Source organism: Massilia sp. CCM 8734 (assembly GCF_011682155.1).
Taxonomy (GTDB): domain Bacteria; phylum Pseudomonadota; class Gammaproteobacteria; order Burkholderiales; family Burkholderiaceae_D; genus Telluria_A; species Telluria_A rubra.
The window spans coordinates 12,230-36,166 of the sequence record NZ_WHJI01000002.1 but is presented as its reverse complement, the minus strand read 5'-3'; the positions used below and the strand labels follow the sequence as shown (position 1 = coordinate 36,166).

At 65.0% G+C, this 23,937-nt stretch carries 28 protein-coding genes and 1 pseudogene; 17 read left to right on the top strand and 12 right to left on the bottom strand.

The annotated features are described in order from the left end of the window. The first annotated feature begins 72 nt into the window (after positions 1–72). From F2P46_RS02105 to F2P46_RS02090, 4 genes and pseudogenes are all read left to right on the top strand, one after another. The gene (locus F2P46_RS02105; protein ID WP_166884794.1) at positions 73–267 is read left to right on the top strand and encodes a hypothetical protein; all 195 of its coding nucleotides are present in this window, start codon (positions 73–75) and stop codon (positions 265–267) included. Between the two features lie 2 nt (positions 268–269). Further along, positions 270–671: a hypothetical protein gene (locus tag F2P46_RS02100; protein WP_166884792.1), complete on the top strand. Its 402-nt coding sequence runs from the start codon at positions 270–272 to the stop codon at positions 669–671. A 113-nt stretch (positions 672–784) separates the two neighbouring features. Beyond that, complete coding sequence (locus F2P46_RS02095) at positions 785–1,054, top strand: hypothetical protein (RefSeq protein ID WP_166884790.1); 270 nt, start codon at positions 785–787, stop codon at positions 1,052–1,054. A gap of 754 nt (positions 1,055–1,808) precedes the next feature. After that, positions 1,809–2,876 (top strand): annotated as a pseudogene (locus tag F2P46_RS02090) (IS66 family transposase); the annotation flags it as partial. Positions 2,877–2,896: 20 nt separating this feature from the next. Here the strand turns inward: F2P46_RS02090 and F2P46_RS02085 are convergent. The 5 genes from F2P46_RS02085 to F2P46_RS02065 form a co-directional block, all read right to left on the bottom strand. Beyond that, positions 2,897–3,535 carry a PEP-CTERM sorting domain-containing protein gene (locus F2P46_RS02085; RefSeq protein ID WP_166884786.1) on the bottom strand — a complete coding sequence of 213 codons (639 nt, stop codon included), beginning with the start codon at positions 3,533–3,535 and terminating at the stop codon, positions 2,897–2,899. Positions 3,536–3,690: 155 nt separating this feature from the next. Then, positions 3,691–4,299 (bottom strand): PEP-CTERM sorting domain-containing protein, encoded by a 609-nt coding sequence (locus tag F2P46_RS02080; RefSeq protein WP_166884784.1) that lies wholly within the window; start codon positions 4,297–4,299, stop codon positions 3,691–3,693. Positions 4,300–4,370: 71 nt separating this feature from the next. Beyond that, the gene (locus tag F2P46_RS02075) at positions 4,371–5,582 is read right to left on the bottom strand and encodes a hypothetical protein (RefSeq protein ID WP_166884782.1); all 1,212 of its coding nucleotides are present in this window, start codon (positions 5,580–5,582) and stop codon (positions 4,371–4,373) included. Between the two features lie 673 nt (positions 5,583–6,255). Beyond that, positions 6,256–6,756 (bottom strand): CesT family type III secretion system chaperone, encoded by a 501-nt coding sequence (locus F2P46_RS02070; RefSeq protein ID WP_166884780.1) that lies wholly within the window; start codon positions 6,754–6,756, stop codon positions 6,256–6,258. A 26-nt stretch (positions 6,757–6,782) separates the two neighbouring features. Continuing rightward, entirely contained in the window at positions 6,783–7,922 is a 1,140-nt protein-coding gene (locus F2P46_RS02065; protein WP_166884779.1) for a hypothetical protein, read from the bottom strand. A 432-nt stretch (positions 7,923–8,354) separates the two neighbouring features. On the opposite strand from F2P46_RS02065, the gene F2P46_RS02060 reads away from it, so the two are divergent. From F2P46_RS02060 to sctV, 7 genes are read left to right on the top strand one after another with little or no spacing between them, the layout of a single operon-like run. Next, entirely contained in the window at positions 8,355–8,540 is a 186-nt protein-coding gene (locus F2P46_RS02060; RefSeq protein ID WP_166884777.1) for a hypothetical protein, read from the top strand. Positions 8,541–8,547: 7 nt separating this feature from the next. Next, positions 8,548–9,177: a hypothetical protein gene (locus F2P46_RS02055; RefSeq protein WP_166884776.1), complete on the top strand. Its 630-nt coding sequence runs from the start codon at positions 8,548–8,550 to the stop codon at positions 9,175–9,177. Positions 9,178–9,195: 18 nt separating this feature from the next. After that, positions 9,196–9,702 carry a hypothetical protein gene (locus F2P46_RS02050; RefSeq protein ID WP_166884775.1) on the top strand — a complete coding sequence of 169 codons (507 nt, stop codon included), beginning with the start codon at positions 9,196–9,198 and terminating at the stop codon, positions 9,700–9,702. An 11-nt stretch (positions 9,703–9,713) separates the two neighbouring features. After that, the gene (locus tag F2P46_RS02045; RefSeq protein ID WP_166878761.1) at positions 9,714–10,073 is read left to right on the top strand and encodes a hypothetical protein; all 360 of its coding nucleotides are present in this window, start codon (positions 9,714–9,716) and stop codon (positions 10,071–10,073) included. After that, on the top strand, positions 10,070–10,519 hold the full coding sequence (locus F2P46_RS02040) for a hypothetical protein (RefSeq protein WP_166884774.1): 450 nt from the start codon (positions 10,070–10,072) through the stop codon (positions 10,517–10,519). Before F2P46_RS02045 ends, F2P46_RS02040 begins: the two co-directional genes overlap by 4 nt. Continuing rightward, entirely contained in the window at positions 10,516–10,797 is a 282-nt protein-coding gene (locus F2P46_RS02035; protein ID WP_166884773.1) for a hypothetical protein, read from the top strand. Before F2P46_RS02040 ends, F2P46_RS02035 begins: the two co-directional genes overlap by 4 nt. 44 nt (positions 10,798–10,841) lie before the next feature. Then, a complete protein-coding gene (sctV, locus tag F2P46_RS02030; protein ID WP_166884772.1) occupies positions 10,842–12,935 on the top strand; it encodes a type III secretion system export apparatus subunit SctV in 2,094 nt (697 codons plus the stop codon). Between the two features lie 226 nt (positions 12,936–13,161). Here sctV and F2P46_RS02025 read toward each other — a convergent pair whose 3' ends face one another. The 6 genes from F2P46_RS02025 to F2P46_RS37400 all read right to left on the bottom strand — a co-directional run bounded on the left by F2P46_RS02025 (position 13,162) and on the right by F2P46_RS37400 (position 17,527). Continuing rightward, complete coding sequence (locus tag F2P46_RS02025) at positions 13,162–13,809, bottom strand: hypothetical protein (protein ID WP_166884771.1); 648 nt, start codon at positions 13,807–13,809, stop codon at positions 13,162–13,164. A gap of 47 nt (positions 13,810–13,856) precedes the next feature. Next, entirely contained in the window at positions 13,857–14,456 is a 600-nt protein-coding gene (locus tag F2P46_RS02020) for a FliH/SctL family protein (RefSeq protein ID WP_166884770.1), read from the bottom strand. Between the two features lie 46 nt (positions 14,457–14,502). Beyond that, entirely contained in the window at positions 14,503–15,096 is a 594-nt protein-coding gene (locus F2P46_RS02015; RefSeq protein WP_166884769.1) for a hypothetical protein, read from the bottom strand. Between the two features lie 3 nt (positions 15,097–15,099). Beyond that, the gene (sctJ, locus tag F2P46_RS02010) at positions 15,100–15,933 is read right to left on the bottom strand and encodes a type III secretion system inner membrane ring lipoprotein SctJ (RefSeq protein WP_166884768.1); all 834 of its coding nucleotides are present in this window, start codon (positions 15,931–15,933) and stop codon (positions 15,100–15,102) included. Continuing rightward, the gene (locus tag F2P46_RS02005; RefSeq protein WP_229508974.1) at positions 15,930–16,352 is read right to left on the bottom strand and encodes an EscI/YscI/HrpB family type III secretion system inner rod protein; all 423 of its coding nucleotides are present in this window, start codon (positions 16,350–16,352) and stop codon (positions 15,930–15,932) included. Before F2P46_RS02005 ends, sctJ begins: the two co-directional genes overlap by 4 nt. A 65-nt stretch (positions 16,353–16,417) precedes the next feature. Beyond that, entirely contained in the window at positions 16,418–17,527 is a 1,110-nt protein-coding gene (locus tag F2P46_RS37400) for a hypothetical protein (RefSeq protein ID WP_229508972.1), read from the bottom strand. Positions 17,528–17,728: 201 nt separating this feature from the next. On the opposite strand from F2P46_RS37400, the gene F2P46_RS01990 reads away from it, so the two are divergent. Genes F2P46_RS01990 through F2P46_RS01975 form a run of 4 tightly spaced genes read left to right on the top strand, consistent with a single transcriptional unit; the run spans position 17,729 to position 20,708 of the window. Then, entirely contained in the window at positions 17,729–17,962 is a 234-nt protein-coding gene (locus F2P46_RS01990) for a hypothetical protein (protein WP_166878733.1), read from the top strand. Between the two features lie 3 nt (positions 17,963–17,965). Further along, the gene (locus tag F2P46_RS01985; protein ID WP_166884765.1) at positions 17,966–18,385 is read left to right on the top strand and encodes a hypothetical protein; all 420 of its coding nucleotides are present in this window, start codon (positions 17,966–17,968) and stop codon (positions 18,383–18,385) included. After that, complete coding sequence (gene sctC / locus F2P46_RS01980; protein WP_229508970.1) at positions 18,382–20,265, top strand: type III secretion system outer membrane ring subunit SctC; 1,884 nt, start codon at positions 18,382–18,384, stop codon at positions 20,263–20,265. Before F2P46_RS01985 ends, sctC begins: the two co-directional genes overlap by 4 nt. Continuing rightward, positions 20,256–20,708, top strand: a complete 453-nt coding sequence (locus F2P46_RS01975) for a hypothetical protein (RefSeq protein WP_166884764.1) — start codon at positions 20,256–20,258, stop codon at positions 20,706–20,708. Before sctC ends, F2P46_RS01975 begins: the two co-directional genes overlap by 10 nt. A 3-nt stretch (positions 20,709–20,711) precedes the next feature. On the opposite strand, the gene F2P46_RS01970 is transcribed toward F2P46_RS01975, so the two are convergent. Then, positions 20,712–21,413 carry a response regulator transcription factor gene (locus F2P46_RS01970; RefSeq protein ID WP_166884763.1) on the bottom strand — a complete coding sequence of 234 codons (702 nt, stop codon included), beginning with the start codon at positions 21,411–21,413 and terminating at the stop codon, positions 20,712–20,714. A gap of 279 nt (positions 21,414–21,692) precedes the next feature. On the opposite strand from F2P46_RS01970, the gene F2P46_RS37395 reads away from it, so the two are divergent. Both F2P46_RS37395 and F2P46_RS01960 read left to right on the top strand, forming a co-directional pair. After that, positions 21,693–22,247: a toxin co-regulated pilus biosynthesis Q family protein gene (locus F2P46_RS37395; RefSeq protein WP_229508968.1), complete on the top strand. Its 555-nt coding sequence runs from the start codon at positions 21,693–21,695 to the stop codon at positions 22,245–22,247. Beyond that, positions 22,244–23,929 (top strand): PilN family type IVB pilus formation outer membrane protein, encoded by a 1,686-nt coding sequence (locus tag F2P46_RS01960; RefSeq protein WP_166884762.1) that lies wholly within the window; start codon positions 22,244–22,246, stop codon positions 23,927–23,929. Before F2P46_RS37395 ends, F2P46_RS01960 begins: the two co-directional genes overlap by 4 nt. Positions 23,930–23,937 lie beyond the last annotated feature (8 nt).

Below are 23,937 nucleotides of genomic sequence, written 5' to 3'. Positions count from 1 at the left end.
CGTGTCGGCATATGAGAGTGGACGAACCCGCACAGGTCTGTTGGCTGCGAGTGATCGTATAGGCGCGGGCATGTGCTAGATTCCACCGGCCCGCTCATCCTGGAGATGCACCGGATCGACGGTCCGGACAAGTCGCCCATGCAGATGATCGGCGCCGACCTCCTGGCGCACTACCGGCGCTGCGGGGCCGAGCGTTTCGCTGTCGAGCATTTTGTGTGCGGCGCCATCGCTTCTAGCGGTATCATTGCGGAAAAAATCAGCGAGTAACGATGGAAAAGAAGACACCTGGCGAAATTTGTCGAACCGGCTTTGCGGAACGTCTGCGTACTATAGCCGCGTTTGAACCCTACGGTCGTAGCGCCACAGCCCTTTCCAAAGCGTTTAACCTGCGCTTTCCACGGATGGCAATCACCTCGCACGCGGCAAGAAAGTGGCTGATTGGCGAGGCGATTCCGACACAAGCAAAGCTGGTTGCGCTTGCTGAATGGCTGGACGTCGACCCTACGTGGCTACGTTTTGGGGGCTCACCAGGCTCGTCGGAATTATCTCCTTCACAAAAATACTCTGATCGCATCGAGTTTGACCTACGTCTCCTGACTCCGGTCGAGCGAAAGGTCATTCGTGCTGCCTTGGACGCGGTATTTTCCGCTCGCGAGCTTATGGCGAAATGAGGGTTGCTTTCCTAAATCGTAGCGTCGCTGGTCTAAGTGTCGTTGGTGTATGCTGTTAGTCCTGTTGCACTGTATGTACGGCGCCAAGCGGTAGAGGGACTTTTGAGTGAAATATGGCAACTAAAACTGGCATCGAATATCGTGGGTACTTCATCTATGCGGATGCTATGCCAACTGCCGATGCCCACTTCTCAGCCGAGGCACAGGTTGCCGGCCCCTCCGGCTTCATCAACTTTGCCGCTCTTGGGACCTTCAAAACCGATGCGGAGGCAACAGATCATGCAACGCGCTGGGTGCAGGAATGGATCGATAGCGGCATCGCTGAGCAGGCTCTTGCGGAGGCCTTTAATAAATACACCCCTATTCAGATGAAAAAGTGGTAATGCGGAGGTCAAGTCGTTACACATCTTTCAGAATTGACGCCAGATGTGATCCGAGCCTCCCCCACGCATCCCGCTTCTCATCAGCATAGTCGTGGTGCAAGTAATGTCGGCGCACTTTGCTTCCAGGCAGAACGTGGTTCTGACACCGGTCGATGATGTCGAGCGACACGCCCAGGCGCTTCATCAGCGTGGCGCTGGTGCGGAGCAGGTGGTGCGGCGTCCATGGGCCTGTCCCGTCTGCGCCGAGTATCGGTGTCGTCTTGGCGTCGGACGGGCATGGGCATATTCTCCTGCTGCGACTTTACACGTTGACATCTCGGTCATTTTTGCGCAACCTCATTGAGGATGCTATTTTCTCAATTGCCGACCGTGAAAAGGGCGGGCAGGGCTGGTGTAATTCTTGGTGTAATAAAGTGAAAATCACCAGCGACTCTTGATGCTCTGGACAATTTTTCTCCTAGGCGAGCCCTGTAGAAATGGTTGTTCACTGGCATTCACACTGCAGGGGTCGCAAGTTCGAAACTTGCACTTCCAACCAAAATTGTGTTTGAAATCAGGGGCTTGCAACTTATGTTGCCGGCCCTTTTTTATCGAGTACGGAAAAAGTATGAAAAACGATTCTGGACGATATGGGACAAGGCCGGACGGTGAGTGCTTGTCGCCGTCGCAAAATAGGGGCAACTTTGCTTGATCATTTTGCCATTGATTGGCCCCGATGGACAAGGGATGAATTCGCTACGGCATGCATCTGAGCTCCCTTGCCGACGTCAGCTTCATCGCCGGCATGATCATCGACAAGTTCGCCTACCACCAGCCGCTGTACCGTCAGCACGTCAAACTGCAGGATTCCGGCATCAATGTCAGCCGCGCCTGGATCACGAAGCTGATGCCGGCCGCGGTATCGCTGATCGAGCCGATCTTCAATGCCCAGCTGGAGTCGGCGTGGCGCTCACGCGTAATCGCAATGGACGAAACGCCGATCAAGGCGGGGCGTGCTGGACCGGCCAAGATGAAGGTCGCCTACTTGTGGCCGGTCGTGGGAGAACAGGATGAAATCTGCTTCCGGTACTACCCCAGCCGGGCGGCCAAGCACGTTGAGACCGCGCTTGGCCTGCACAGGCCGGATGGCGCCGTCTTGCAGAGCGACGGCTACAGCGCCCATGCGCGTTACGCGAAGAAGACGGGGATCACGCACGCGCAATGCTGGGCACGCGCGCGCCGTAAAATCTTTGATGCCAGGGATATCGAGCCGGCGCAAGCCGATCAGGCACTGCACGCGATCGCCGCTCTGTACGAGGCCGAGCAGCAGATTCGCGACGATGGCCTGACGGGCCAGGCCAAGCACGCACGCCGTCAGGAACAATCGAAACCTGTCCTCGAGCGCTTCTTCAGCTGGATCGACGAACAGTTCGAAAAGCGGGGATTCCTGCCGAGCAGTCCCTTCCTTGGTGCGCTGGCGTATATTCGCGAGCGCCGGGCCGGCCTGTCGGTCTACCTGGATGACCCGGAGGTATCGATCGACACGAAACACCTAGAGCGCGCCCTGCGGGTCATCCCAATGGGTAAAAAGAAATGGCTGTTTAGCTGGACCGAGCTGGGCGCCAAACATATCGGCATTGTGCAAAGCCTGCTGGCGACCTGTCGGCTACACGACATCAATCCGTACGACGACTTCGTGGACGTGCTGCAGCGTGTCGGCCAGCATCCGGCGTCACTCGTGCATCAGCTCACGCCACGGATCTGGAAGGAGATGTTTGCCGCCCATCCGCTACGCTCGCACTTGCATGACCTTGGCGGCCGACTTACATGCGCCGCCGCGTGATCGCTTACGCCGATAGCGCGTTACGGCGCCGCTTTGCGGCGGCGAGTCATACCCGCCAGGCCGAGCGCACCGATGGCAAACAGGGCCAGGCTTGCTGGCTCGGGTACATTGTTAGCATGTCCGACATAGTTCGGGACAATGCGGGGAACGCCGGGATGGTAGCCATTGTTGGCATCCAAATAGGCCGCCAGTTCGGGATCGATGCTGGTTCCCTCGAGGATCCCGGTGTACGTATCCGAATAGACGATCGTATCAAGATCCTCGCTACGGGTGAACGAGTTGGTTGCGGTGTAGATGAACATGCCGGTGGGGTGCTCGATAAAGCTGATGTTGAACTCTGCTCTACGGTGTCCGTCGTAGTCATCGCGGATAGAGAAGTTACTCGGCCCAAGATCGAAGCCGGTATTGGTGAAATTGGTGCTTGCACTTGTCAGGCAGACACAGCCCGTGCCGGTGAAGGGGTAAAAGTGCGTTGCTATGTCAGGGTCGTCATCTTTCAGCTTGAAATCAAACATGGCGATCGACCCGTCATCGTGTTGAATGATGTACCCGAAGATGTTCCCCCAGCTTGTTGCTTCGAAGTTATATTGCGTGTAACCGGCCCATGCGTTGAACGAGCACAGTACCGTGGCGGCGAGGACGAACAGTTTCTTGATCATGGCGGGTCACAGCAAGTGGTTGGAATGCTTACAACTTGAGCAATTTCCATGCCGCATCAAAACAAACTATATATATCAATCGCTTAACCGGGATTGCAATCATTGATGTTGCGTCTTGTGTAAGGTTTCCCGACATGAAACCGCGTGATAGCGCGTTACGGCGCCGCTTTGCGGCGGCGAGTCACACCCGCCAGGCCGGGCGCACCGATGGCAAACAGGGCCAGGCTCGCTGGCTCGGGTGCATCGTTAGCACGTCCGACATAGTCCGGAACGTGGCGGTCGAACCGTCCGCGCAGTTGCGTCGCCATCGCCGGCTGCCGATGGCGTGGTTTCGCTGCCGATTGATCCGGCATGCCGCGACCTGCGGGCATGACGCCTTCCAGCAAGGTCTGCGTTTTGCCCAGCCTGTCGAGAAAGCGCGCGGGCAGTGCGCTCAGATGATCGGAAGGCAAGGTCAGCAGCGAAAACTCGCACCACAGAAGGACTTCTTCGGCGCTTCCGCTGGCGCTGTGGATCAATACCGGGGGCGGTTGACCGAAGGTATTCTGATTCAATATCTGCCAGCCTGAATCGTCTTGCCCGTCCGTCCTGCTTCGCCTCAGCGGCACCACCAGCAGCGTCTGCCCACTCGGCTCGACCGTGACGAACATCGTGTGCAAGCCGATCTTGAATGCGTAGCTTGGCGCCGCAGTGACGCCTCGCGGGTTGATGCCGAAACCATGAAGCAGCGGCGACAGTTTGGGGAAGAGTTTTTCCGGTTCCATTGTTTGGTCCTGTCAGCAGGTTAGACCCACTGTCCGTAGCGGCTGGACACGGATGAGTGTGACGACGCATTCTATGAGCTCGACGACGCATTCGATGAGCTCGACGACGCATTCGATGAGCTCGAAGATACATTCGATGAAGAGCCCCACGAGCCGTCCGAGCCGTCCGAGTCGTCAGCTTCAACGTCGGATGCGTCCGAAGAGTCCGACGAGTCCGACGAGACATCGTTCGCGGTCGGGCGCATGGACTCGATAGTTTCCGTCGGCGCGCCGAAGAATTGGTGGGGTACGAGAATCTGGGGCCGTAACAAGCCGTTCATCAGCGTATTGATGTCCCTGTTTTGCAGCAGGTCGTCGCGCAGCTTGTCGGGCAGAACCCGGCAGCGCTCGATAATCAACAGACCCAAACCCTTCATGAGGTGCGGGCCGTGCATCAGCGTGTTCGCGGCGTTAAGTGTCTTGCCATGATTATCCAGATTAGCCTGGATTTTCTCGCGGTCCGGTTTCGACAGTGCCTTGAATGCCGGAACGTCCTTGAGCCAGGGTTCTACAGGCGAGAACTCACCCGTTAACACGTCGTACGGGTGTAGCAAGCCGTGCTGCTTGACGGCGGGTTGATCGAACGGAAACCTGTGCAATTTGCTGCCGAACCGGCTGTCATCCTTCTGGTTGGGTCCGGCCCCCAGGGAGAAGAAAACATTGTCATCCGTCGCGAGCTGGAGAATATCGTTAACATCGGTATTTGTATCATCAAACTTTATTAGCGATTCCTCGGCCTCCCTTTTTTCTTCCGTACCGTCGTCCAGCAACGCGATTCGTTCTTCTATCTTCTCGTTGATAGACTCCAGTTTTTGGCGCGAAAAAAGCACAGCGTTTCCGTTGGCGTTCAGTCCATGATTCGTGGCATGTGTGATCTGCAAATCCGCTTCCTCAAAACGCTTCCTGAACACGATTTCGGGCTCGGTCAGTTTCCCAACTCTGACGATCAGATTCCTCAAATTGAGATGCGAGATCTGTTGCGTCGTGCGGTTTATGCCGTTTGCACCCCTGTGTTCCTTCCATCTCGCACCCTGGTCAATCATTTGACTGTGAGCTTTGACAGCCTGGCCGGTGCGATATGCCCTCACGATTGTCTGTGCTTCCACTTTTCCGCGCGGGCCGATCATGCCCATTTGCCACTTCCCCGACATGTCACCGATATTCTTGGCCGCAGCGGCCTGCTCTGTTGCTTGCGGCGCTGAACGGGGGCTGTGGACTGAGAGCGTGGAACTACTTGACTTCATAAGATATTCTCCTGGTTGCTTCAGGCAGACGAACCGGCCAGTCGCCCGGCATGGCCCGCACGGCCCAAATGTGCTTGTTGAGGTGCTGCTCGATTCCTGCTCGTTGCGTCTGGCGGCGGTGGGCCGCGCAGGGCACATGGAAACAACGCCGTGCAAAGGCTGTCAGCCTGGTTTCCCCCGTCACGGCAGCCGTGTTCGGTAGTGGGTCGCTCGAAGGGGGCCGCCGGTTCCATTGCCGCGCGTGGAGATGGCGGCCCGCAGCGAGGCCGGATCGAACGCGGCGCCGCGCGAACATCGCCGGCATCACCGCTTGCTTAACAGGGAGGGCATGCCGAACGCCGGTGCGGATCAGTCCGCCGGAAGGAGGCGGGCGCAAGGACACGATGGCACCGACACAATCATCGCAACGCTGTTTACCGATTACCGCATGTTCCATCCCGCAACCTGACGAACCCTGCGCCCACGCCGCTGTGCGCCAGCGTCGCGGCCTGGGCGGCAAGGAAGACGCAGGCCGTTGGCCGCTGTAGCTCCGGCATGGCGACCCAATCGATTTCCTCCCTGCAAGCGGCGCTGCCCCTGCACACTGTCCACCCGCCGGGGCACCACATCGCCTCGACCGGGCTGCCGATGGCTGGCGCAGGACAGCGCATCGGCGGCCGCAGTGGCTCAGTTTCTACGCGGCGTGCCGGTCGAGCCGTTCGCGCAGTTGCGTCGCTGTCGCCGGTTGCCGGCGCGGTGGTTTTGCCGCTGTTTGCTCCGCCATGCCGGGGCCGTTCGGTTCGACGCCCTCCAGCAAGGACTGGGTGTTGAGCAGCCTGGCGAGAAAACGCTCTGGCAGTGCCCTCAGCTGATCTGAAGGCAGCGTCAGCAGCGAAAACTCGCACCACAGCAGGACTTCTTCGGCATTCCCGCTGGCGCTGTGGATCAGGATCGGCGCTGGCTGACCGAAGGTATTCTGATTCAGGATCCGCCAGCCCACATCGTCGTGCGCGCTTGTCGTGCCCCGGCTGAGCGGCGTCACCAGCAATACCTGCCCGCTCGCCTCGACCGCGACGAACAGCGTGTGGCCGCCGATCTCGAATTCATAATTTGGTGCCGGAGCGAGGCCTCGCGGGTTGATGCCGAAGCCATGAAGTAACGGCCACAGTGCCGGCAAGAGTTTATCTGGTCCCATTGCTTTCTCCTGGACTGACACTAGACTCATCCCCCACTCTCGCTGGAGGCAGAATGCAACGATGGGAGGGAGGGTGGCGCCGCGCTGCCATGATGTAAGTTTGTATTGTAAAACTCCTCGTCGCCACTGGAAACCTCCGAGTCGCTAGAAAACTCCGACGAATCGTCCAATTCGTTAAGGGCGTTCATGTCCAGCTGCTCGCTCGTTCTCGATTGCGTCGGCGTCCCATAAAATTGTCGTGGGACGAGAATCTGCGGCCGGAACAAGACATTCACGATCGTATTGAGCTCACCATGCTGCAGCAGGTCGTCGCGCAATGTCTGCGGCAAAGCGCGGCAGCGTTCGATAACCGACAGCGTCAATGCCTGCATGATGTGCGGGCCATGAAATAGCGTGTTCGTCGCTTTGAGCTTCTTTGCCTGCTCTGCCAGCTTGTCCACTACATCCGTACGCTGATCGTCCGACATTGCCTCGACCGCTGGAATGCTCTCGAACTGCGACGCCAGTCTCGGAGGTTTGTCGATTAAAGCGTCGAACAAGTGCATCATGCCCTGCTGCTTCACGGCGGGTTGATCGAACGGAAACCGATGGATGGTGCCGCCGAATCGGCTTGCGGGCTTCTGGCAATCACCCACTTCCAAGGCGAAAAAGACGTGGTCGTCTGTTGCAAGCTGGTCAATATCATTGGCATTGGTGTTCTCTGTAGGGAAGACGACCCCTTCTTCTTGAAGCTTTATGCGGGAAAAGAGTACCGCCCTGTTACCGGTGAGTGCATGATTGGTTGCATGCGTGATATGCAAGGTTTCGGTTTCAAGGCGGTTTTTGAAATACATTTCGTGCCCGGTAAGGTCTCCCACTCTAAATTTAAGCAATGTCAGGTTGATATGGGAGATGTTTCTTGCCGACTGGCCTACTTGATGCTGAGGGCGCCATCTCGTCCCTGTTGCGATCATCGGACCTTGGGCTTTGCTGCCGATCTTTGCGCGGATGCACGCCGTAAGGGCCGCCGCTGCTGCATCTCCGACATTACTGTTCCAGTCTTTGCTCCACCTCGGACCTGTCCTATCAGCGACCTCAGCGTCCGTCAATCTCGGCACTGGTTTGTATTGGTCCCCGTTCAATTTGGGCCGCTCGCGGAACGCGGGTGAGAGAGGGTTTGTTGCCATAATATATGCTCCTGGTGGCTTCAGGTAGCGGACCCGCCAGTCACCTGGCATCACCGCATTTACCCGAACTTGCTGGTTAGAGTGTGGTTGGTGTTTTGCTCGTTACGTATTCCCGCGATGACCCGCGTCGAGCGCTTGAAACCACGGCCGTGCAAGGGATTTCAAGGTAGCCGCCCCTGTCGTAGCAGTAGTGTCCGGTAGTAGGTCGCTCAGATGCAGTCGATGGTTCCATTGCCGCGCGCAGACATTTCTCCTTACGGCGGAGCGGGGGGGGACCTCGCCCGTCTATCAATGGCGACAAGCGCTTCGGCTGGCACGCGCCGCCCATGGAACCAAGCGCCCCTCTCTGCGCACCCATGGGGGCAAGGGCGTCGTCACGCGGATGGCGCCGGCATCACCGCCTACTTACCAGGGAGGGCACGCCGAAAGCCGATGCGGAACAGTCCGCCGGGGGGAGGCGTGCGCAACGACACCATGCTACCGACACCAGGCGCGCCGCGCCGCTTACCGATCCCCGCCAGCCCCATCCTGCAGCCGCACGAACCAGGCGCCGACGCCGATCTTCGCCGGCGCCGCGGCTTGGGCCGCAAGGACGACGCCGTCCGCTGGCCGCTGTAGGTCCGCCATGGCGACCCAATCGATTTCTTCCCTGCAAGCGGCGCTGCCCGTGCACAGCGTGTCCGCGACGGCGCCAGCGCGTCCTGCGGATTCCAGCGAGGCCATGGGCAAGGCCGGCTTCGACCACTTGGCCGGCGCCGGCGCCTTGAAGGCGCACTTGCCCGCGGTACGCCTGCCGCTGGCGCGGCGCCTGTCGCGTACGCTCACCAGCCCGCTCCCCTCTGCCCAGGACGAGCCCGACACGCCCTTGAACACGGCCGCCGCCCGGCTGGTCGCGAAGCTGGAGGGCAAGGCTGACGACGGCGGCGATCCGTGGCAGGGCCTCGACGATCCGCTTCAGCAACAGACGCTGTTGGACCAGGCGCGCCAGCTGCTCGACCAGCAAGGCGGCGATGGCGCCCGGCGCCCGGCTGGCAGGGACCGGCTCGATGCCATGCAGGCCGAACTCGCTGCGCACCATGGCGCCGCCATCGCCCAGGGCCAGCGCGCTGCCGATGCCCTTGAAGGCGCGCTGGCCACGCTCGATGCCGCTCCCGCCACGCTGTCGGCCTTGCGCCAGCAGTTCGGCGCCCCGGCCAGCGGCCGCCGCGATGCGCCCATGGCGCCCGCCGCGCTGCTCGACATCCTGCTCGCTTAAGCCGGACCGTCCGGCGAGGTGCTGGGCCGTCCGCCGGCGCAACTGCACGCGGAACTGCGCCGCCGCGGCCGTTCTGGTCCGCGCCTGTGGCTGTCCATGCAGGACGCCGCCTGCTTCCAGCTGGTCAACACCAGCGTTGCGCTGGCCGGCGAGCTGCGCCGCGAACTGTCGGAACAGGCGCACACCACGCCGCTGGCCGGGCAGGGCGCGCTGGCCAGGCTGTTGCTGGGCCTGGGCGATCCCGGTGCCGGCCAGGCCGGCCCCTTGCTGCGCCAGCTGGTCGACGTCGAGCGCCTTGGTCCGCGCCAGCGCGGCGCCGCCTGCCTCGTGCTGCGCGCCACCCTCGCGCGCTGTCCGGAGGCCATGTGGAGCGGCGCGCCGCCGTCCCAGCGCCCCGGCCTGCTGGACCAACTGCAAGAGATGACCATCGAACAGCATGCCGCCTTGCCGGCGCTGGCACCGGCGCCCGGCGACGTGCTGCAGGCGCGGCTGCGCCAGGACCACCACAGCACCAGAAACAATTGATGGAGAAGACCATGGAAAGCACCCCCGACAACACAATCGAGAACATCGCCGCACGCCTGCTGCGCCAGGCCCGCGAAGAGCAGGTCGTGATGCAGCAGCCGTACGGCGACGGCTTGCAGCTGCTGGCCTATCCTTTGGCGGATGGTGCGCTGGTCGCGCTCGGCTTCGCGCGCGACAGCGCGCACCGCGTGCAGCCCGACAGCGTCCTGCGGCGCCGCGCGCTGCAACCGGCGCGCTACGCCGGCTGGCTGCCGGCCATGCTGGGCGACGGCAGCTGGTATGTGGTGCGGCGCCTGCGCCTCGATGCCGGCGGCCAGCCGTGCCTGCCCGACAGCGCCGCATGGCAGGCGGCGCGCGAGCTGCTGGCATGAGCGGCATCGCCTCCGTCGGCGGCATCGGCGCCGGCCGCGCCGGTGGCGCTGGCGGCGACGCCCACTTCGGCATCGCCGGACCGGCGGCGCCGCAGCAGATCGTCCCGGTCCAGCGCGCCGACCTGACGCACTGGGAAGAATCGGCCTCGCTGGCGCCGGACGCAACGGCCGCCCAGGCAACGCTGGCCCCGCTGACGCGCTTTCTGGGCGCCGCGCTGACGGTCGCCAATCCTGCCTGGTCGCGCGACCCCTTGCCGGGCCTGCGCGCACTGCAAAAGCGCCTGGTCGACCATGCGCTGGCGCTCGACCTTGCAGAACGCGCCGACAGCATGGCCGCCATCCTGGTGGTCGAAGAGGCGGTGCGCCTGCGCCTGCGCCTGCAGCAAATGGAGCTGTTGGCGCGCGCGGGCGCCGACCCGGCCACGCCGGCGCGGGCGGCGGCATGAAGCTGCGCCCGCGCCACGCCCCCATCGCACTCGATCTTGCGGTGGCCATCGGCCTGCTGTGGGGCCTGCTCAATACCGGCCAGTTCGAGCAGGCCTACCGGCTCGGCCGCGCTTGCCGGCACATCTGGCCGGACGAGGAGCGCGTCGCGCTGCTGCTCGCTTTTGCCCAGGTCGAGCTGTTCGACGGCCCCGATCCCGACACCGCCGCCGTGCTGGCGCGCAGCAGCGCTTGCCCGTCCTGGAACGCGCTGCTGGCGCGCCGCAGCGGCGCCGCCTGATTCCTCCGTCCGTTCCACTTTCTTCACCGCGCAAGGAAACCCGCATGCTGAACAATATTGTCATGGCCGTCAATACGCTCGCCGCCCGCATGGCAAAGCGCGCCGAACTGGGCGCCGCCGGGCTGGTCATTGCCATCGTCTTCATGCTGGTACTGCCGATGCCGGTCTGGCTGCTCGACATCCTGATCGCGATCAACCTGTGCGCCGCCGGCCTGATGGTGGTGGTGTCGATGTACATGGCCGGCCCGACCGCGTTCTCCACCTTTCCCACCGTGCTGCTGCTGACCACCTTGTTCCGCCTGGCGCTGGAAGTCGCCACCACGCGCCTGATCCTGCTCGAAGGCAATGCCGGCCACATCGTCGAGACCTTCGGCAATTTTGTTGTGGGCGGCAACCTGGTGGTGGGCCTGGTGATTTTCCTGATCCTGACCGTGGTGCAGTTCCTCGTCATCACCAAGGGCTCCGAGCGCGTCTCCGAAGTATCGGCGCGCTTTTCCCTCGATGCCATGCCGGGCAAGCAGATGTCGATCGACAGCGACCTGCGTTCGGGCCTCTTGACTGCCGACGAGGCCAAGAAGAAGCGCGCGCTGCTGGGCCAGGAAAGCCAGCTGCACGGCGCCATGGACGGCGCCATGAAGTTCGTCAAGGGCGATTCGATCGCCGGCATCTTCATCGTGGTGGTCAACCTGGTGGGCGGCATCGCCATCGGCATGTTGCAGCACAACCTGGCGGCCGGCGACGCGGTGCGCCTGTACGCCATCCTGTCGATCGGCGACGCCCTGATCGCGCAGATCCCGGCGCTGCTCATTTCGCTGGCGGCCGGCATGATCACCACCCGCGTGCCGGCCGGCGACGAGAAGCCGGGCGAGGAGGCGAGCAATATCGGCCAGGACATCGCCAGGCAGCTGTTCGGCGAGCCGCGCGCCTTGCTCACGGCGGCCGCCATCATGCTGCTGTTCGGCCTGATTCCCGGCATGCCGACGGCGGTGTTCCTGATCCTGGCCCTGCTGCTCGGCGGCGGCGGCGCGGCCGGCCTGCTCAAGCCACGCGCGCTGGCCGCCAGCGCGCGCCAGAGCGCCGAGGCGGAGCGCCAGAACGCCGGCATCGTCGACCTGACCACGTTTACCGCCACCCGGCCGTTCGCGGTGCGCATGCCCGCCGCGCTGGCGGGCACGGCGGCGGCCGAGAGCGTGATCCGCGCGGTGCGCATCATGCGCAACAATGTGCTGGACCAGAAGGGTATTCCGGACCTGCAGCCGATCGATTTCGAATTCCAGGCCAGCGTGCCGCCCGGACGCATTCATTTCCTGATGGCTGAGATTCCCCTGATCGACGTCGAGATGCGCAGTGGCTGGGGCGCCAGCACCGAATCGGCCGAGCGCCTGGAGGAACTCGGTTTTACCGCGCAGGAAGATGGCCTGGCCGGCACCCGCCGGCGCCGCGTCTGGGTCGAACTGGCCGGCGAGGATGGCCTGCGCGAGGCCGGGGTCACCTACCTGGCCTGGGAACAGGTGTTCGCGGCCGACGTCCAGGTCGAGATGCTGCGCAACTGCCAGATGTTCATCGGGGTGCACGAGGTGCAGCGCTTCACCGCCTGGGCCGACCGCCGCTTCCCGGAACTGGGCAAGGAACTGGCCAGGAGCGTGACCTTGCCGCGCCTGACGGAGGTAATCCAGCGCCTGGCGCGCGAGGGCATTTCGCTGCGCAATGCGCGCCTGCTGCTGGAAACCACCCTCGAATGGGCGCCCAAGGAGCGCGATCCGGACGTCATCGCCGACTATGTGCGGCTGGCCTTCAAGCGCCAGCTGTGCCACGAGGTGGCGCGCGACGGCCTGATCGAAGTGGTCCTGCTCTCGCCCGAACTGGAAGACCAGCTGCGTGCCGCGCTGCGCCAGACCAGCCAGGGCGCCTACCTGGAACTCGATCCCGAACTGGAGCAGGGCATCCTCGACCGCCTGGGACAGTTGGCCGGCACCGGCGGCACGCCGGCCGCCCCGCCGGTGCTGGTGACGGCGGCCGACATCCGGCGCGCCGTGCGCAACCTGATCGAGGAAGAGTTCTTCTCGGTGCCCGTGTTCGCCTTCGCCGAACTGACCCAGCACAGCCGGGTGCAGCCGGTCGGCATGATCGAACTGTAAGCCCGGCCTGCGACGGAGGAACGAAAAGAAGCGGCCTGCGGGCTAATGGCGTTAACTTAAGGTCCGTCATTCCCGCGCAGGCGGGAATCTAAGGCATCTTAGCTGAGCGACGGTGCCTTGGATTCCCGCCTGCGCGGGAATGACGGTTTTTAGCTTAGTGGCAAACAATCCGCTTAACTTAACGGCATTAGCCTGCGGGCCGCTTTTGCGTTGTTGCGCCGGCGCCTCAGATGGCGGCGACGGCGATCTGGTTGGCGCGATTGTGCAGTTCGGCGATCGTTTTCAACAATGTCGTGATCTCTTCCAGGGCGGCCATGCGCTTCTCGATTTCACTGGCCCTGTGCTTGGCCGCCGGGCTGTCCATGTCGGCGTGGCTGGCGACGGCGTCTGCGTGTTCCTTTTCGAGCGCTGCCAGTTCGTGCAGTTGCTGTTCGATGCTTGCCACAGGCTGGCCCGTGCCGCTGCGATGCTCGTCGATCTGCGCACGGGCGGGGTTCGGCAGCGATCCGAGGAAGCGGGCAATCGCGCGGTGCAGTGCATGCTGGCCGGCGATATCGGGCGTGTGGTGCAGCCCCTGCTGGCCGGTGGTAGCGGGCGCGTGGTGCTGCTCGATCTGATCCAGCAGCCACTGCGCCTGTCGCTGCTGCACCGCGCTGATATGCTTCTCGACCCAGCCGGATACGCAGCCTTTGATTTGGGCATGCAGCCGGCTTGAGAGGCGCGTGCCGCGCGCTTGCATGGCTGCCCGCGGCGGCCCCGCATCGCGCGTGGCGGGCGCGGGCGCCGGCCGGGATGCCTCATTCGTTTGCTGCGGTTCGGTGGGTGCGACGTGGCTTGCGCGCGTGGTGGATGTGATGTTGCCTGTTGTGGCCATGCTGACTCCAGCGAGTGGGGAATGGGAAGTGGGAGGTCGGTGACGATTCAGTCGTGCGCCTGCGCGGCTGCTTGCTCGAAGGCGGTCCTGAGCGCGCTGGCGCCGGCCGCGAAGTCGGCGCGCCATTCGCCGCCGCCCGCTTCCAGGCGGCAGGCGCCGCGCGCCAGGGTGGCGTCGCTGCGCAGCTCCCACGCCGCGCCGGGCGGGGCCAGCTCGCTGTCGTCGGGATGCAGGTACAGCAGCGGCTGCGCCAGGGTGCGCGGGGCCTCCCGCAGCAGGAGGCGGCAGCTCGCCTCCAGCCGTTCTCGCGGCGTGGTCCCGGCCAGCGCGCGCTCGAACAGGGCCAGCGCCAGGTCGACGGCCAGCGCCTGCGCGCCGTCCAGCAGTTGCGCATGGCACTGTTCGAGCTGGCGCAGCAGCACGGCGCCGCGTTCCAGCGCACCGCGTTCGGCCTCGGCCACCGCCTCGCGCGCGTCGGCGCTGGCGCGCAGTTGCAGTTGTTCGGCCTCGACGCGCGCCTGGTCGAGAATATGCGCGGCGGCGGCGCCGGCGTCATGGGTCAACGCCAGCGCCTGGGCGCGCCATACGCCATGCTCGGCGCGCAGCAGGGAATCGGTGCAGATCGTGGCGACACAGAAGTCGTTCATGGGAGTGCCTTTCAAACTTGGAAAATCGGCCGGCGCTGTATGCGCCTCATGCGCCTTGCATGGCGCGCGCGCGGCAGCGCAGCCAGCAGCGCCGCGCGCGCGTGGCGGCGGCGCCATCCAAGGCGTGCGGCATGGCAGCGAGCAGGGTGGCGATGCGCGCGCCGCTGGCGGCGTCGATGCCGCCGCGCAGGCGCGGCCACAGGCCGGGAAAGCCCGCCTGCAGATGGCAGGCCAGTTCGCACAGGCCGCGCAGTGCGAGGCTGTCGCTGGGCAGATAGGCGTCGCCGCCATGGCTGTGCAGCGGCTGGGTGGCGGCCAGGCGCAGGCACCAGTCGCGTTCGGCGGCGGACAGGGTGGCCAGCGCCGCCGTATCCTGCGCGCGCGCCGCCAGCAGGCCGCCGTACAGCTGCGCGGTGGGGCCGAGCGCGGAGCCATCGGTGCCGCTTGCCTCGGCCCAGGCGGGATCGAAACTGGGCGGCAGTTGCGGCGCCAGCTGCGCGTGCGCGCACCATACGCGGTAGCCGTCGCGCAGCGCGAGCACGCCCGCCATGGGGGCGTGCGGGGACGGCTGCGCGGCTGCGTCCCACGGCGCGAACCACCAGTCCAGGAAGGCATCGGGCAGGGAAGTGGCGGGAGTCACGCCCTATTCCCGCGCGGGGGCGCCATCGGCGCTGAAGGCCGGCGGCTTGCCGAAGTGGCTCCTGAACCACGCCGCCAGGCCGGGATGGTAGCGGCACAGCGCGAACAGCATGCCGACCAGCATCACGGCGCACAGGAGCGACATGCCGAGCAGGGTCAGCCCGAGTGCCATGGCCGACCCGGCCTGCACCCGGAACGGCCCGACATTGGTCCATTCGATGACCGGCGCGGTGTACCTGCTTGCCGTCATCACCACCGACACCTTGGCGCGCCCGCCTTCGCCCGACAGGCCGGGGATGCTGGACGCTACCAGCTGGCGGATGCGCGGCAGCAGCGTATCTTCGTCGACGGTGCCGTGGTATTTGACCAGCACGGCAGCCGAGGATGGCTGGATCGGCTCGCCCGGCGCAATCCGCTCGGGCAGGACCACGTGCACGCGCGCCGCGATCACGTTGTCGAATTGCTGCAAGGTCGATTCGAGTTCGGCCGACAGCGCATGGATGTAGCGCGCGCGCTCTTCCAGCGGGGTCGAAATCATGCTGTCCTTCTTGAATACCTGGCCCAGGTCGGACAGCGCACGGCGCGGCAGGCCGGCCGCCTGCATGGCGGTGGTGGCGCGCGCGATGTCGGCGGCGTCGACGGTCAGGGTCACGCCCTCCTTGGTGGGGGCCTTGTGCGCCTCGATTCCGTAGCGGCTGAGCAGGGTGACGATTTCGTTGGCGTCGGCATCGTTCAGGCCGACCTGCAGATTGGCGCGGTTGCCGCAGCCGGCCAGCAGCGCGCACAGGGCCACCGCCAGGAGCGGCGCCAGCAGGCGCTTCGGGGGCGGCTTGCTCATTGCAGCTTGGTCAGCTGGTCGAGCGCCGAGGCGGCCTTGGCGGCGGCCTTGGACACGAACTGCACCCGGGTCTGGTAGTCGCTCAGGGCCAGCGTGGCTTTCATCAGCTGCATCGAGTCGCCCGAGCGGGCCGCCTGCTCGAGGTTGCGCGAGATCAATTGCTGGTCCTTCTGCAGCTCGCCCGACAGGGCGCTGGCGCGCTGCATCACGCGTTCGCCGAGCGAGCCCTGGCCGGCGCCCGGGACGGCGGCGGCTGTCGCGGGTACGGCGCCACCGCCGTGGTCGGCGTGGCGCGCCATGATGTCGCGGAATTCGGCGTCGCTGACGGGACTGAGGTGCAGCGCGTCCTTGCCGGCGCCGCCTGCCGCATCGGCGCCGGAAGCAGCCATGTTGCCGTTGACAATATTCGAGATCTGCATGTCTGTACTCGCATTGGGTGGAGGATGGGGAGGCGCGCCCGAGCGCTGCCGGACGCGCCGACCGTTTACTTGCCCGAGGGTTTTGTTGCGCCTGCCAGCACGGCCGCGTAGGCATCCGGACTGATATCCTTGAGGATGATCTTGCGATACCCATCCTTGGTTTCGTAGGCGACGACGCCGGCGTCTTCCATCTCCGGCGTAGAGAAGGCGCGGTGAACAACTGGCACTTTATTGTCGCGGTATATACTGTAGTTGCCGTCGCCGTTGTCGTTCGCACCCGGTTTGGCGACTGCCTTGTCATTGTCGACGCGCTTGCCGCCCACCGGCCCCCACTTGTCGGCCTGTTTGTCATCGAGCTTCCATGTGCTGGAGTCGTTGGCCACGTCCCAGGTGTGCTTGCTCATCATGGTGGCTTTGAAACCTGCCTCATTTTCGTGGGCGCTGATGATTTTGTTGCCGACCCGGATGACGGTATTGTTCGTGCCCTCGACAAAGCCGTAACTTCCGCCCTGGAAATCCTTGACCGGGATGCCGGCGGCACTCGTTATCTCGGGATTGTAGCCGCGGCTTCCATTATCTTTCTTGCAATCTTTTATTTCTTCTTTGTATTTCAAGCCGGCATAGTGCTCTGTGTCCTTGTCGGTTGCGGGTTCTGGTGGTGTGTAAGGGATATGCTTCGCTGCCGGTTTGGGGGCAGCTGGTTTGGTGTCGGCTGGTTTGGTATCAGCTGGCTTGGTGTCGACTGGTTTGGGGGCAGCTGGTTTGGTATCGGCTGGTTTGGTGTCAGCTGGCTTGGTGTCCGCTGGTTTGGTATCGGCTGGCTTGGTATCCGCTGGTTTGGTGTCCGCTGGTTTGGTATCGGCTGGTTTAGGGTCGGCCTGTTTAGCGGCCGGCGCCATGCCGGCCCATTTCATAAAGGCCGCGTACAGTCCCCGTTCACGACCCTTCTCTGCGCTACCGGGGTCGGAATACTGTGAGCTGATCATGTCCTCGGTCGCCAGTGCCTCCTGCGCCGCGCCAATCACGTTGTTGCCTTTTTGCTGGTAAAAACCGATGCTGTTGCCGTCCTGGATCAGCGTCTCGGTCGTCACGTCGAGGTCCTTGTCATAGGTGATGCTGAGCTGGACGTTGTTGTTGCTGCCAGCAGACAGCGTCATCTGGTTGGAAATGGTCATTGTCGTTCTCTCATGAATAGGGTTGAGCGGGAAATGTTCGAACTGCACCGATAGGTGTTGCCGCCGCCACGAAGGTTCCGCTGGCGCCATCGGGAAATATATTTCCGTTTCGGGCGAACTAAATCGGAGCGCGCTGCCACTCACCAGCATTGCCGGGCTGTCGCCGCTACCGTTCATCATCCGCCATGAGGAAGAAACAGCATGTCCCACGATAACAATCCGATTACCCGGGCGCTGCGGCGCCTCGAAACCCGCTTCGACGACAGCGACCTGCGCATGCGCGATTTTCTGGCTGCCGAGGCGGCCGGCGAGAAGCCCGACCCGGACAGCTTCCTGCGCATGCTCGAGCAGCGTTCGGTGACGCGGCGCGCCATGGAGTCGCAAGCGAAGCTGCACGAAAAGCCGCTCAAGACCGTCCTCAGCGAGGCCAAATAGACCATGGACGATCACGATCAACTGGCCCGCTGGCTGCGCGCCCAGCCGCTCGGGGCACGTGTCGCCATCGACGGCGAATCGGTCTGGCTGCGCCCGGGCGAGGGCGGCGCGGAACTGTCGGCCTGCCTGTGGCCCGATCCCAGCGGCGAGCAGGTGCAGGCGGCCCTGCGTCACGGCTTCGCCGGTGCGCTCGCGTTCGACGCCGGCCTGGGCTTGTCTGGCGACGGCCTGGTCCTGAGCTGCTGGCTGCCTTCCTGCGCCGGCTGGCGCGACGCGGCGCCCGCGCTGGAACAACTGCTCGACCAGCTGGCCGCCTGGCGCGCCGCGCTGGCCCCGCCGTCCGCGAAGCCGCGCCTGGCCGCCGGCGGCGCCGCGCGCCACGAACAGCGCATGCGCCAGATGCTCGGCGGAGCGCGGCCATGATGCGCCTTGCATTAAATGCTACACGGGTGGCGCGTGGCGTCCTGCTGGCAGCGTGCCTGGCGCAGGCGGCACCGGCCGCCGCCGTGGCTCCCGCCAGCTGGAACGAGACCGGTTTCGCCGTCGATGCCAGGGGCTTGCGCCTGGCGCGCGTGCTGGAGCAGTTCGGCACGGCCTACGGGGTCCAGGTCGACAGCCGAGTGCCCGACGCGCTGCTGGCGCCGACCCGGATCAAGGCCGCCAGCGGCACCGAGTTCCTCGACCGCCTGGCCGCCAGCGCCGGCTTTCGCTGGTTCGTCTACAACGAGACTGTCTATATAGTCCCGCGCGGCGAGCAGATCTCGGTACGCCTGCAGATCGGCGAAGACGCGGTGCAGGACGCCAAGGCCGCCCTCACCGGCGTGGGCCTGTTCGACGCCCGCTTCGGCTGGGGCGAACTGCCGGACGAGGGCGTGATCATCGTCAGCGGCCCGCGCGTCTATGTCGACCTGGTGCGCTCGCTGCTGCTGCCCGACCGCAAAGCGGACGAGACTCCCGCCAGCGGCAGGCAGGTGATGGTGTTCCGGCTCAAGTACGCCAGCGCCGCCGACCGCACCATCACCACACGCGGCCAGAAGGAGCTGGTGCCCGGCATCAAAAGCATCCTGGCCCGCCTGCTCGACAGCGACCCGGCGCCCAGGTCCGGCGCGCCGTCGCCCGGCGAATTCGATGTCGCCAGCAGCAAGCCGTCGCGCCGCGGACCGGTCGGCAAGGGCGGCGACACGCCCGCCGAGGCGCCAGAGGATAAACGCGGTGCCCGCGCGGCCAGCGCCACGCGTGCGGAGCGGGTGCGCATCGACGCCGATCCCTCGCTCAACGCCATCATCATCTACGACGATGTGGCAAGGCGTGCCACCTACCAGTCCCTGATCGCGCAGCTGGACGTGGAACCGCGCCAGGTCGAGATCGAGGCGCTGATCGTCGATATCGACCGCAGCAAACTGAGCGAACTGGGAGTGGAGTGGGGCGTGCGCAGCGGCAGCACCAGCGCCACCATCAACGCCGGCGGCGCCGAGTCGCAGGGCATCGAGCTGCCCTTGCCTGGTTCCACCCTCTTGATTAACAACGCCGGCCGCTTCTACGCGCGCCTCAAAGCCATGGAAGGCAGCGGCGACGCCCGCGTGCTGGCCAAGCCGACCGTGCTCACGCTCGACAACGTGGCGGCGGTGCTGGACCTGAGCCAGACCGCCTATGTGCCGCTGGTCGGCGAACGGGTAGCCGACCTGGCCGACATCACTGTCGGCACCATGCTGCGGGTGGTGCCGCGCATCGTGCAGGAGGGCGCGTCGCTGCGGGTGCGCCTGGAGATCGATATCGAAGACGGCGCCATGGACAAAAACACCGGCAAGGATGGCGGCAGGAGCAGCGTGACCCGTTCCACCATCAGCAGCCAGGCGATCGTCGACGCCCAGCAGACCTTGATGATCGGCGGCTACCACGCCGAGTCGGTGTCGCGCCAGAACCAGAAGGTGCCCGTGCTGGGCGACGTGCCGCTGCTCGGCGGCTTGTTCCGCAGTGCCAGCGAAACCCACAACACGCGCGAGCGCCTGTTCCTGATCACGCCGCGCATCATGAGCAGCGCGGGCATGCTGGCGGCCGAACAGTCGAAGGCCAACAAGGCGGCGCGACGGCTGGCGGCGGCCGAACAGCGGCAGCAGGCGCGCAGCGTCGAGACGCCGGCGCCGGCGCCGGCGCTTGCAGCGCCGGCTGCCGCGCCGGCAGCAGCCGCACCCACGGTCGCCGCAGTTGCGTCACCGCTGCGCCGTAGCGCGCTGGCCGATGTCATGTGGCCGAAAAAGCCGCGTTCGGTGCTATGCAGACGGCAGGTGCCGCCATGGCGCTGAGCGGCGCCGTGTTGCGCCTGCCCTGCCTGGGCTGCCTGCTGCTGGCCGGCGCCGTGCCGGCGGCGCAGGCGGCGCTGTTCAAGTACGTCGATCCCGAGACGCACATTGCCAGCTACACCAACTACCGGCCCGCCCAGCCGGGCGCGCGCGAACTGGCGCTGCGGCTCGATCCGCCGCGCCGCCGCCCGGCTGCCGCCCGCGCGCCCGCCATGGCCGTCGCGGCGGTGGGCAGGGCGACACTCGGGCCGGCCGATTTTCCGCGCATAGACCCGGCGCGCCAGCAGGAACTCGATCGCGGCCGGCGCCACATCATCGGCACCGAACTGCAAACGGCGGAGGCGGAACTGGCGCAGCTGCTTGCCGCAGGCGGCGCACCGGCGCACATCGGGCGGCGGCGCGGCGACGTGGCCGCGCTGCGGCGCGAGCTCGAACGGCTGGAGTGAGCGTCAGGGTTCCGGCGTGTATTCGAGCCGGTAGCCCTGGCTGTACGAGGTGCGGATGATGACGCGCCGCTCCGGCCCGAACTGGAGCTTCTTGCGCAGCTTGTAGACGTGCTGCTCGATGGTGCGTCCCGCCACGTCGCTGTCGGCGCTCCAGATCGACGCGCCGATGGTTCCGCGCGAGATGAACACCCCCGGCGACGAAAAGAACAGCCAGGCCATGGTGAACTCGCGCGGCGTCAATTCGACCGCCACGCCATCGTAGGCGGCGCTGGCCGCCTCGCGGTCGAGCGTGAATTTGCCCAGGGCGATGGTGCGGCGCATGCTGTTCGGGTGATGGCGCCGGATCACGGCCCGGATCCGCGCGATCGCCTCCACCGCCTCGAAATGCGCGCCGATGAAGTCGTCGGCGCCGGCGTTGAGCGCCAGCGCCGCCATCTCGGGCGTGCCCTGCGACAGGGCGATCACCGGCGTGCTGTTGCCGGTGCGGCAGTTAAGCCAGGAGACGAAATCCTCGCTGTCGTCGCGGTGGTTGCCGATGTCGATCATCAGCAGCGCGAAGCCGCGCCGGCTCAGCATGCGCGAGAGACTGTTCTCCGTCGCAAAGGGTTCGCAGCCGAAACCGGACTGCTGCAGCAAAGCCTGCAGCCTGGCGAACAGGCTGTCGCTACGCACGTAGCAGCCGATGTTCTCGGAATTATTCAGCATGCTGTCGATCCCCGGAAAAAGCCTTGATGTAGTGGTAAATGGTGCGACCGCAGTTGTATCAGCAAATCCCATTGCGCTGCAAGGAATTTTTGCGTGGAGCCAATAACGGCGGCCTGTCTGCCACATTCGAAAGAATATTTTCAGAATTATGGAACCGCTTCGATCCCGGCGACACTCATCGTCACTGGAGGCGCGCAAGCTGCGCTTTCACGTTGGCGAGGCCGGGTTCATTTTTTCGGGTTCAATTTTTTCATCGGATGCTTCTGATTGATGCCGCTTATGCTCAAGTCCCTGTTTTCTCCTCCCCGTGCCGGCCTGCTGTTGTGGGCGTGCGCCGGCCTGCCGCTCGCTGCCGCCGCTGCGCCGGCGCCGCTTCCGCAGCCCTTGCTGGTGCCGTCCTACGGCTACTGGATCGACGACGCCGACTGCGTGGAAGAGGCGCCCGCCGTGCGCCCGCCGCCGTCAGTGCTGGCGATGATGGCGCCAGCGCCGGGCACGCCGCCGGCCCAGATGGCGATGACGTCGGCGCCACCGCCGCCGGTACCGCCTCCACCTCCGGCACCGCCTCCGCCTCCGCCGGCCTGGCAGCTCAAGGCCGCCGACCAGACCCTCAAGACGGCGCTGGCACGCTGGGCCTCCAGCGAAGGCTGGCAGCTGGTGTGGGAAGCGCCGGTCGACTACGCGGTCGAACGCGACACCAGCGTCGGCGGCAGTTTCGAACAGGCGATAGAAGCGGTCGCGCACAGCATGGCGGGCGCCGAAACGCCGCTGCAGGCGATTTTCTACAAGAGTAACCGTGTCATCCGCATCGTCGCCAAGGGAGCGCAATCATGAAGGCAAGCCCGATGACCAAGCCGGTCCTGATCGCCCTGTGCGCCAGCCTGGCGGCGTGCTCCGACATCGCACAGCGCGACCCGCGCACCTTCGGCGACCCGGGCGACAAGATCGCCGGCATGGCGCGCCAGGTCGGCACGGCCAGGCCGCTGCCGGCACCCGCCGTGGTGCATGCCGAAGGCATCTGGCTCGGCCACAAGGCGATCAAGGTGGCCAGCGCGCCGGTGCTGCCGCCGGTGTTCCGCGAGCCGGCCAATTTCGACCGCACCGTCTCGTCGCTGGCGGAACTGGCCGAACGGATCACCATGCGCTCGGGGATTCCGACCAAGGTCAGTCCCGGCGCGCTGGCGGTGGCCAGCGGTGCGCCGGCGCCGTCGACCGCCGCTGCCATCGCCGGCACGGCGGGCGTGGGCACGGTCAACCCGATCGTGCCGCCGCTGAACCCCGCGCCGGCAAAAAGCGCCATTCCGAAGGCCGAGCCGGTGCACATCTCCTACCGCAACGGCAGCTTCCAGAACTTCCTCGACACCGTGGCCGCGCGCTACGGCGTCTACTGGAAGTACGCCAACGGCACCATCCAGTTCTTCCATACCGAAGCGCGTTCGTTCCAGGTCAACGCGCTGCCGGGCGACGCCACCTTCAGCGCCACCGTCAGCAGCGGCGCGACCTCCAGCGGCGGCGTATCTGGCGGCGGCAGCGGTGGCGGCAGCGGCAGTGGCAACAACGGCGTCAGCGCCAGCAATAACCAGAACACCGCCGTCAGCTCGCAGCTGTCGGTCTACTCGAACCTGCAAAAATCGATCGGCGTCATGCTCTCCGCATACGGGCAGGTGGTGGCATCGCCGGCCACCGGCAGCATCACCGTGGTCGATACGCCCGACGCCCTGGAACGCATCGCCGCTTTTGTCGAAAGCGAAAACCGGGCCATGGCGCGCCAGATCGCGATCAATGTGACGGTGCTGTCGGTCACGCTCAGCGACGCCGACGAATATGGCATCAACTGGCACCTTGTATACAGCAACCTGCTCAACACCTACGGCATCCGCAACACCATCGCCGGCACGCCCGGCAGCAGCCCGGCTGCATTTTCAGCCGGCGTGCTGGCCTCCTCGAACAGCAAGTTCGCGGGCAGTTCGCTGATGATCCAGGCGCTGTCGCAGCAGGGCAAGGTGCGGCGCCAGACCAGTGCCAGCGTGGTCACCCTGAACAACCAGCCGGTCCCGGTGCAGGTGGCCAAGCAGACCAGCTACCTCAAGTCGTCGGAAACCACCGTCTCGCCGCTGGCCGGGTCGACCACCTCGCTCACGCCCGGTGTGGTCACCTCGGGCTTTAACATGAGCATCCTGCCGCACCTGCTCGACGATGGCACGGTGATGCTGCAGTTCTCGACCGATATCTCGGCCCTGCGCCAGATCCGCCGCGTCAACAGCGGCAACGCCGGCAGCAGCACCAACACCAGCATCGAGTCGCCCGAACTCGACACTCGCAACTTCCTGCAGCGGGTGGCGATGAAGTCGAACGAGACCCTGATCATCAGCGGTTTCGAGCAGACCGACGACGACATCGACCGCCAGGGCGTGGGCCATCCGTCCAACTTCCTGCTGGGCGGCGCACTGGCGCGCAAGGCCAACAAGGAAGTGATCGTGATCCTGGTCACGCCGACCACCATGGCCGGCAGTTGAGGCGCGCG

Excerpts from the sequence above, each read along its gene's own strand:
- F2P46_RS02005 (WP_229508974.1), bottom strand. The coding sequence starts at position 16,352 with ATGCAGATCTCGAATATTGTCAACGGCAACATGGCTGCTTCCGGCGCC.
- F2P46_RS02065 (WP_166884779.1), bottom strand. The coding sequence starts at position 7,922 with ATGGCAACAAACCCTCTCTCACCCGCGTTCCGCGAGCGGCCCAAATTG.
- F2P46_RS01990 (WP_166878733.1), top strand. The coding sequence starts at position 17,729 with ATGTCCCACGATAACAATCCGATTACCCGGGCGCTGCGGCGCCTCGAA.
- F2P46_RS02095 (WP_166884790.1), top strand. The coding sequence starts at position 785 with ATGGCAACTAAAACTGGCATCGAATATCGTGGGTACTTCATCTATGCG.
- sctV (WP_166884772.1), top strand. The coding sequence starts at position 10,842 with ATGCTGAACAATATTGTCATGGCCGTCAATACGCTCGCCGCCCGCATG.
- F2P46_RS02020 (WP_166884770.1), bottom strand. The coding sequence starts at position 14,456 with ATGAACGACTTCTGTGTCGCCACGATCTGCACCGATTCCCTGCTGCGC.
- sctC (WP_229508970.1), top strand. The coding sequence starts at position 18,382 with ATGATGCGCCTTGCATTAAATGCTACACGGGTGGCGCGTGGCGTCCTG.
- F2P46_RS01985 (WP_166884765.1), top strand. The coding sequence starts at position 17,966 with ATGGACGATCACGATCAACTGGCCCGCTGGCTGCGCGCCCAGCCGCTC.
- F2P46_RS01970 (WP_166884763.1), bottom strand. The coding sequence starts at position 21,413 with ATGCTGAATAATTCCGAGAACATCGGCTGCTACGTGCGTAGCGACAGC.
- sctJ (WP_166884768.1), bottom strand. The coding sequence starts at position 15,933 with ATGAGCAAGCCGCCCCCGAAGCGCCTGCTGGCGCCGCTCCTGGCGGTG.
- F2P46_RS02025 (WP_166884771.1), bottom strand. The coding sequence starts at position 13,809 with ATGGCCACAACAGGCAACATCACATCCACCACGCGCGCAAGCCACGTC.
- F2P46_RS01975 (WP_166884764.1), top strand. The coding sequence starts at position 20,256 with ATGGCGCTGAGCGGCGCCGTGTTGCGCCTGCCCTGCCTGGGCTGCCTG.
- F2P46_RS02070 (WP_166884780.1), bottom strand. The coding sequence starts at position 6,756 with ATGGGACCAGATAAACTCTTGCCGGCACTGTGGCCGTTACTTCATGGC.
- F2P46_RS37395 (WP_229508968.1), top strand. The coding sequence starts at position 21,693 with ATGCTCAAGTCCCTGTTTTCTCCTCCCCGTGCCGGCCTGCTGTTGTGG.
- F2P46_RS02035 (WP_166884773.1), top strand. The coding sequence starts at position 10,516 with ATGAAGCTGCGCCCGCGCCACGCCCCCATCGCACTCGATCTTGCGGTG.
- F2P46_RS02100 (WP_166884792.1), top strand. The coding sequence starts at position 270 with ATGGAAAAGAAGACACCTGGCGAAATTTGTCGAACCGGCTTTGCGGAA.
- F2P46_RS01960 (WP_166884762.1), top strand. The coding sequence starts at position 22,244 with ATGAAGGCAAGCCCGATGACCAAGCCGGTCCTGATCGCCCTGTGCGCC.
- F2P46_RS37400 (WP_229508972.1), bottom strand. The coding sequence starts at position 17,527 with ATGACCATTTCCAACCAGATGACGCTGTCTGCTGGCAGCAACAACAAC.
- F2P46_RS02045 (WP_166878761.1), top strand. The coding sequence starts at position 9,714 with ATGGAAAGCACCCCCGACAACACAATCGAGAACATCGCCGCACGCCTG.
- F2P46_RS02055 (WP_166884776.1), top strand. The coding sequence starts at position 8,548 with ATGGCGACCCAATCGATTTCTTCCCTGCAAGCGGCGCTGCCCGTGCAC.
- F2P46_RS02060 (WP_166884777.1), top strand. The coding sequence starts at position 8,355 with ATGCGGAACAGTCCGCCGGGGGGAGGCGTGCGCAACGACACCATGCTA.
- F2P46_RS02040 (WP_166884774.1), top strand. The coding sequence starts at position 10,070 with ATGAGCGGCATCGCCTCCGTCGGCGGCATCGGCGCCGGCCGCGCCGGT.
- F2P46_RS02075 (WP_166884782.1), bottom strand. The coding sequence starts at position 5,582 with ATGAAGTCAAGTAGTTCCACGCTCTCAGTCCACAGCCCCCGTTCAGCG.
- F2P46_RS02085 (WP_166884786.1), bottom strand. The coding sequence starts at position 3,535 with ATGATCAAGAAACTGTTCGTCCTCGCCGCCACGGTACTGTGCTCGTTC.
- F2P46_RS02080 (WP_166884784.1), bottom strand. The coding sequence starts at position 4,299 with ATGGAACCGGAAAAACTCTTCCCCAAACTGTCGCCGCTGCTTCATGGT.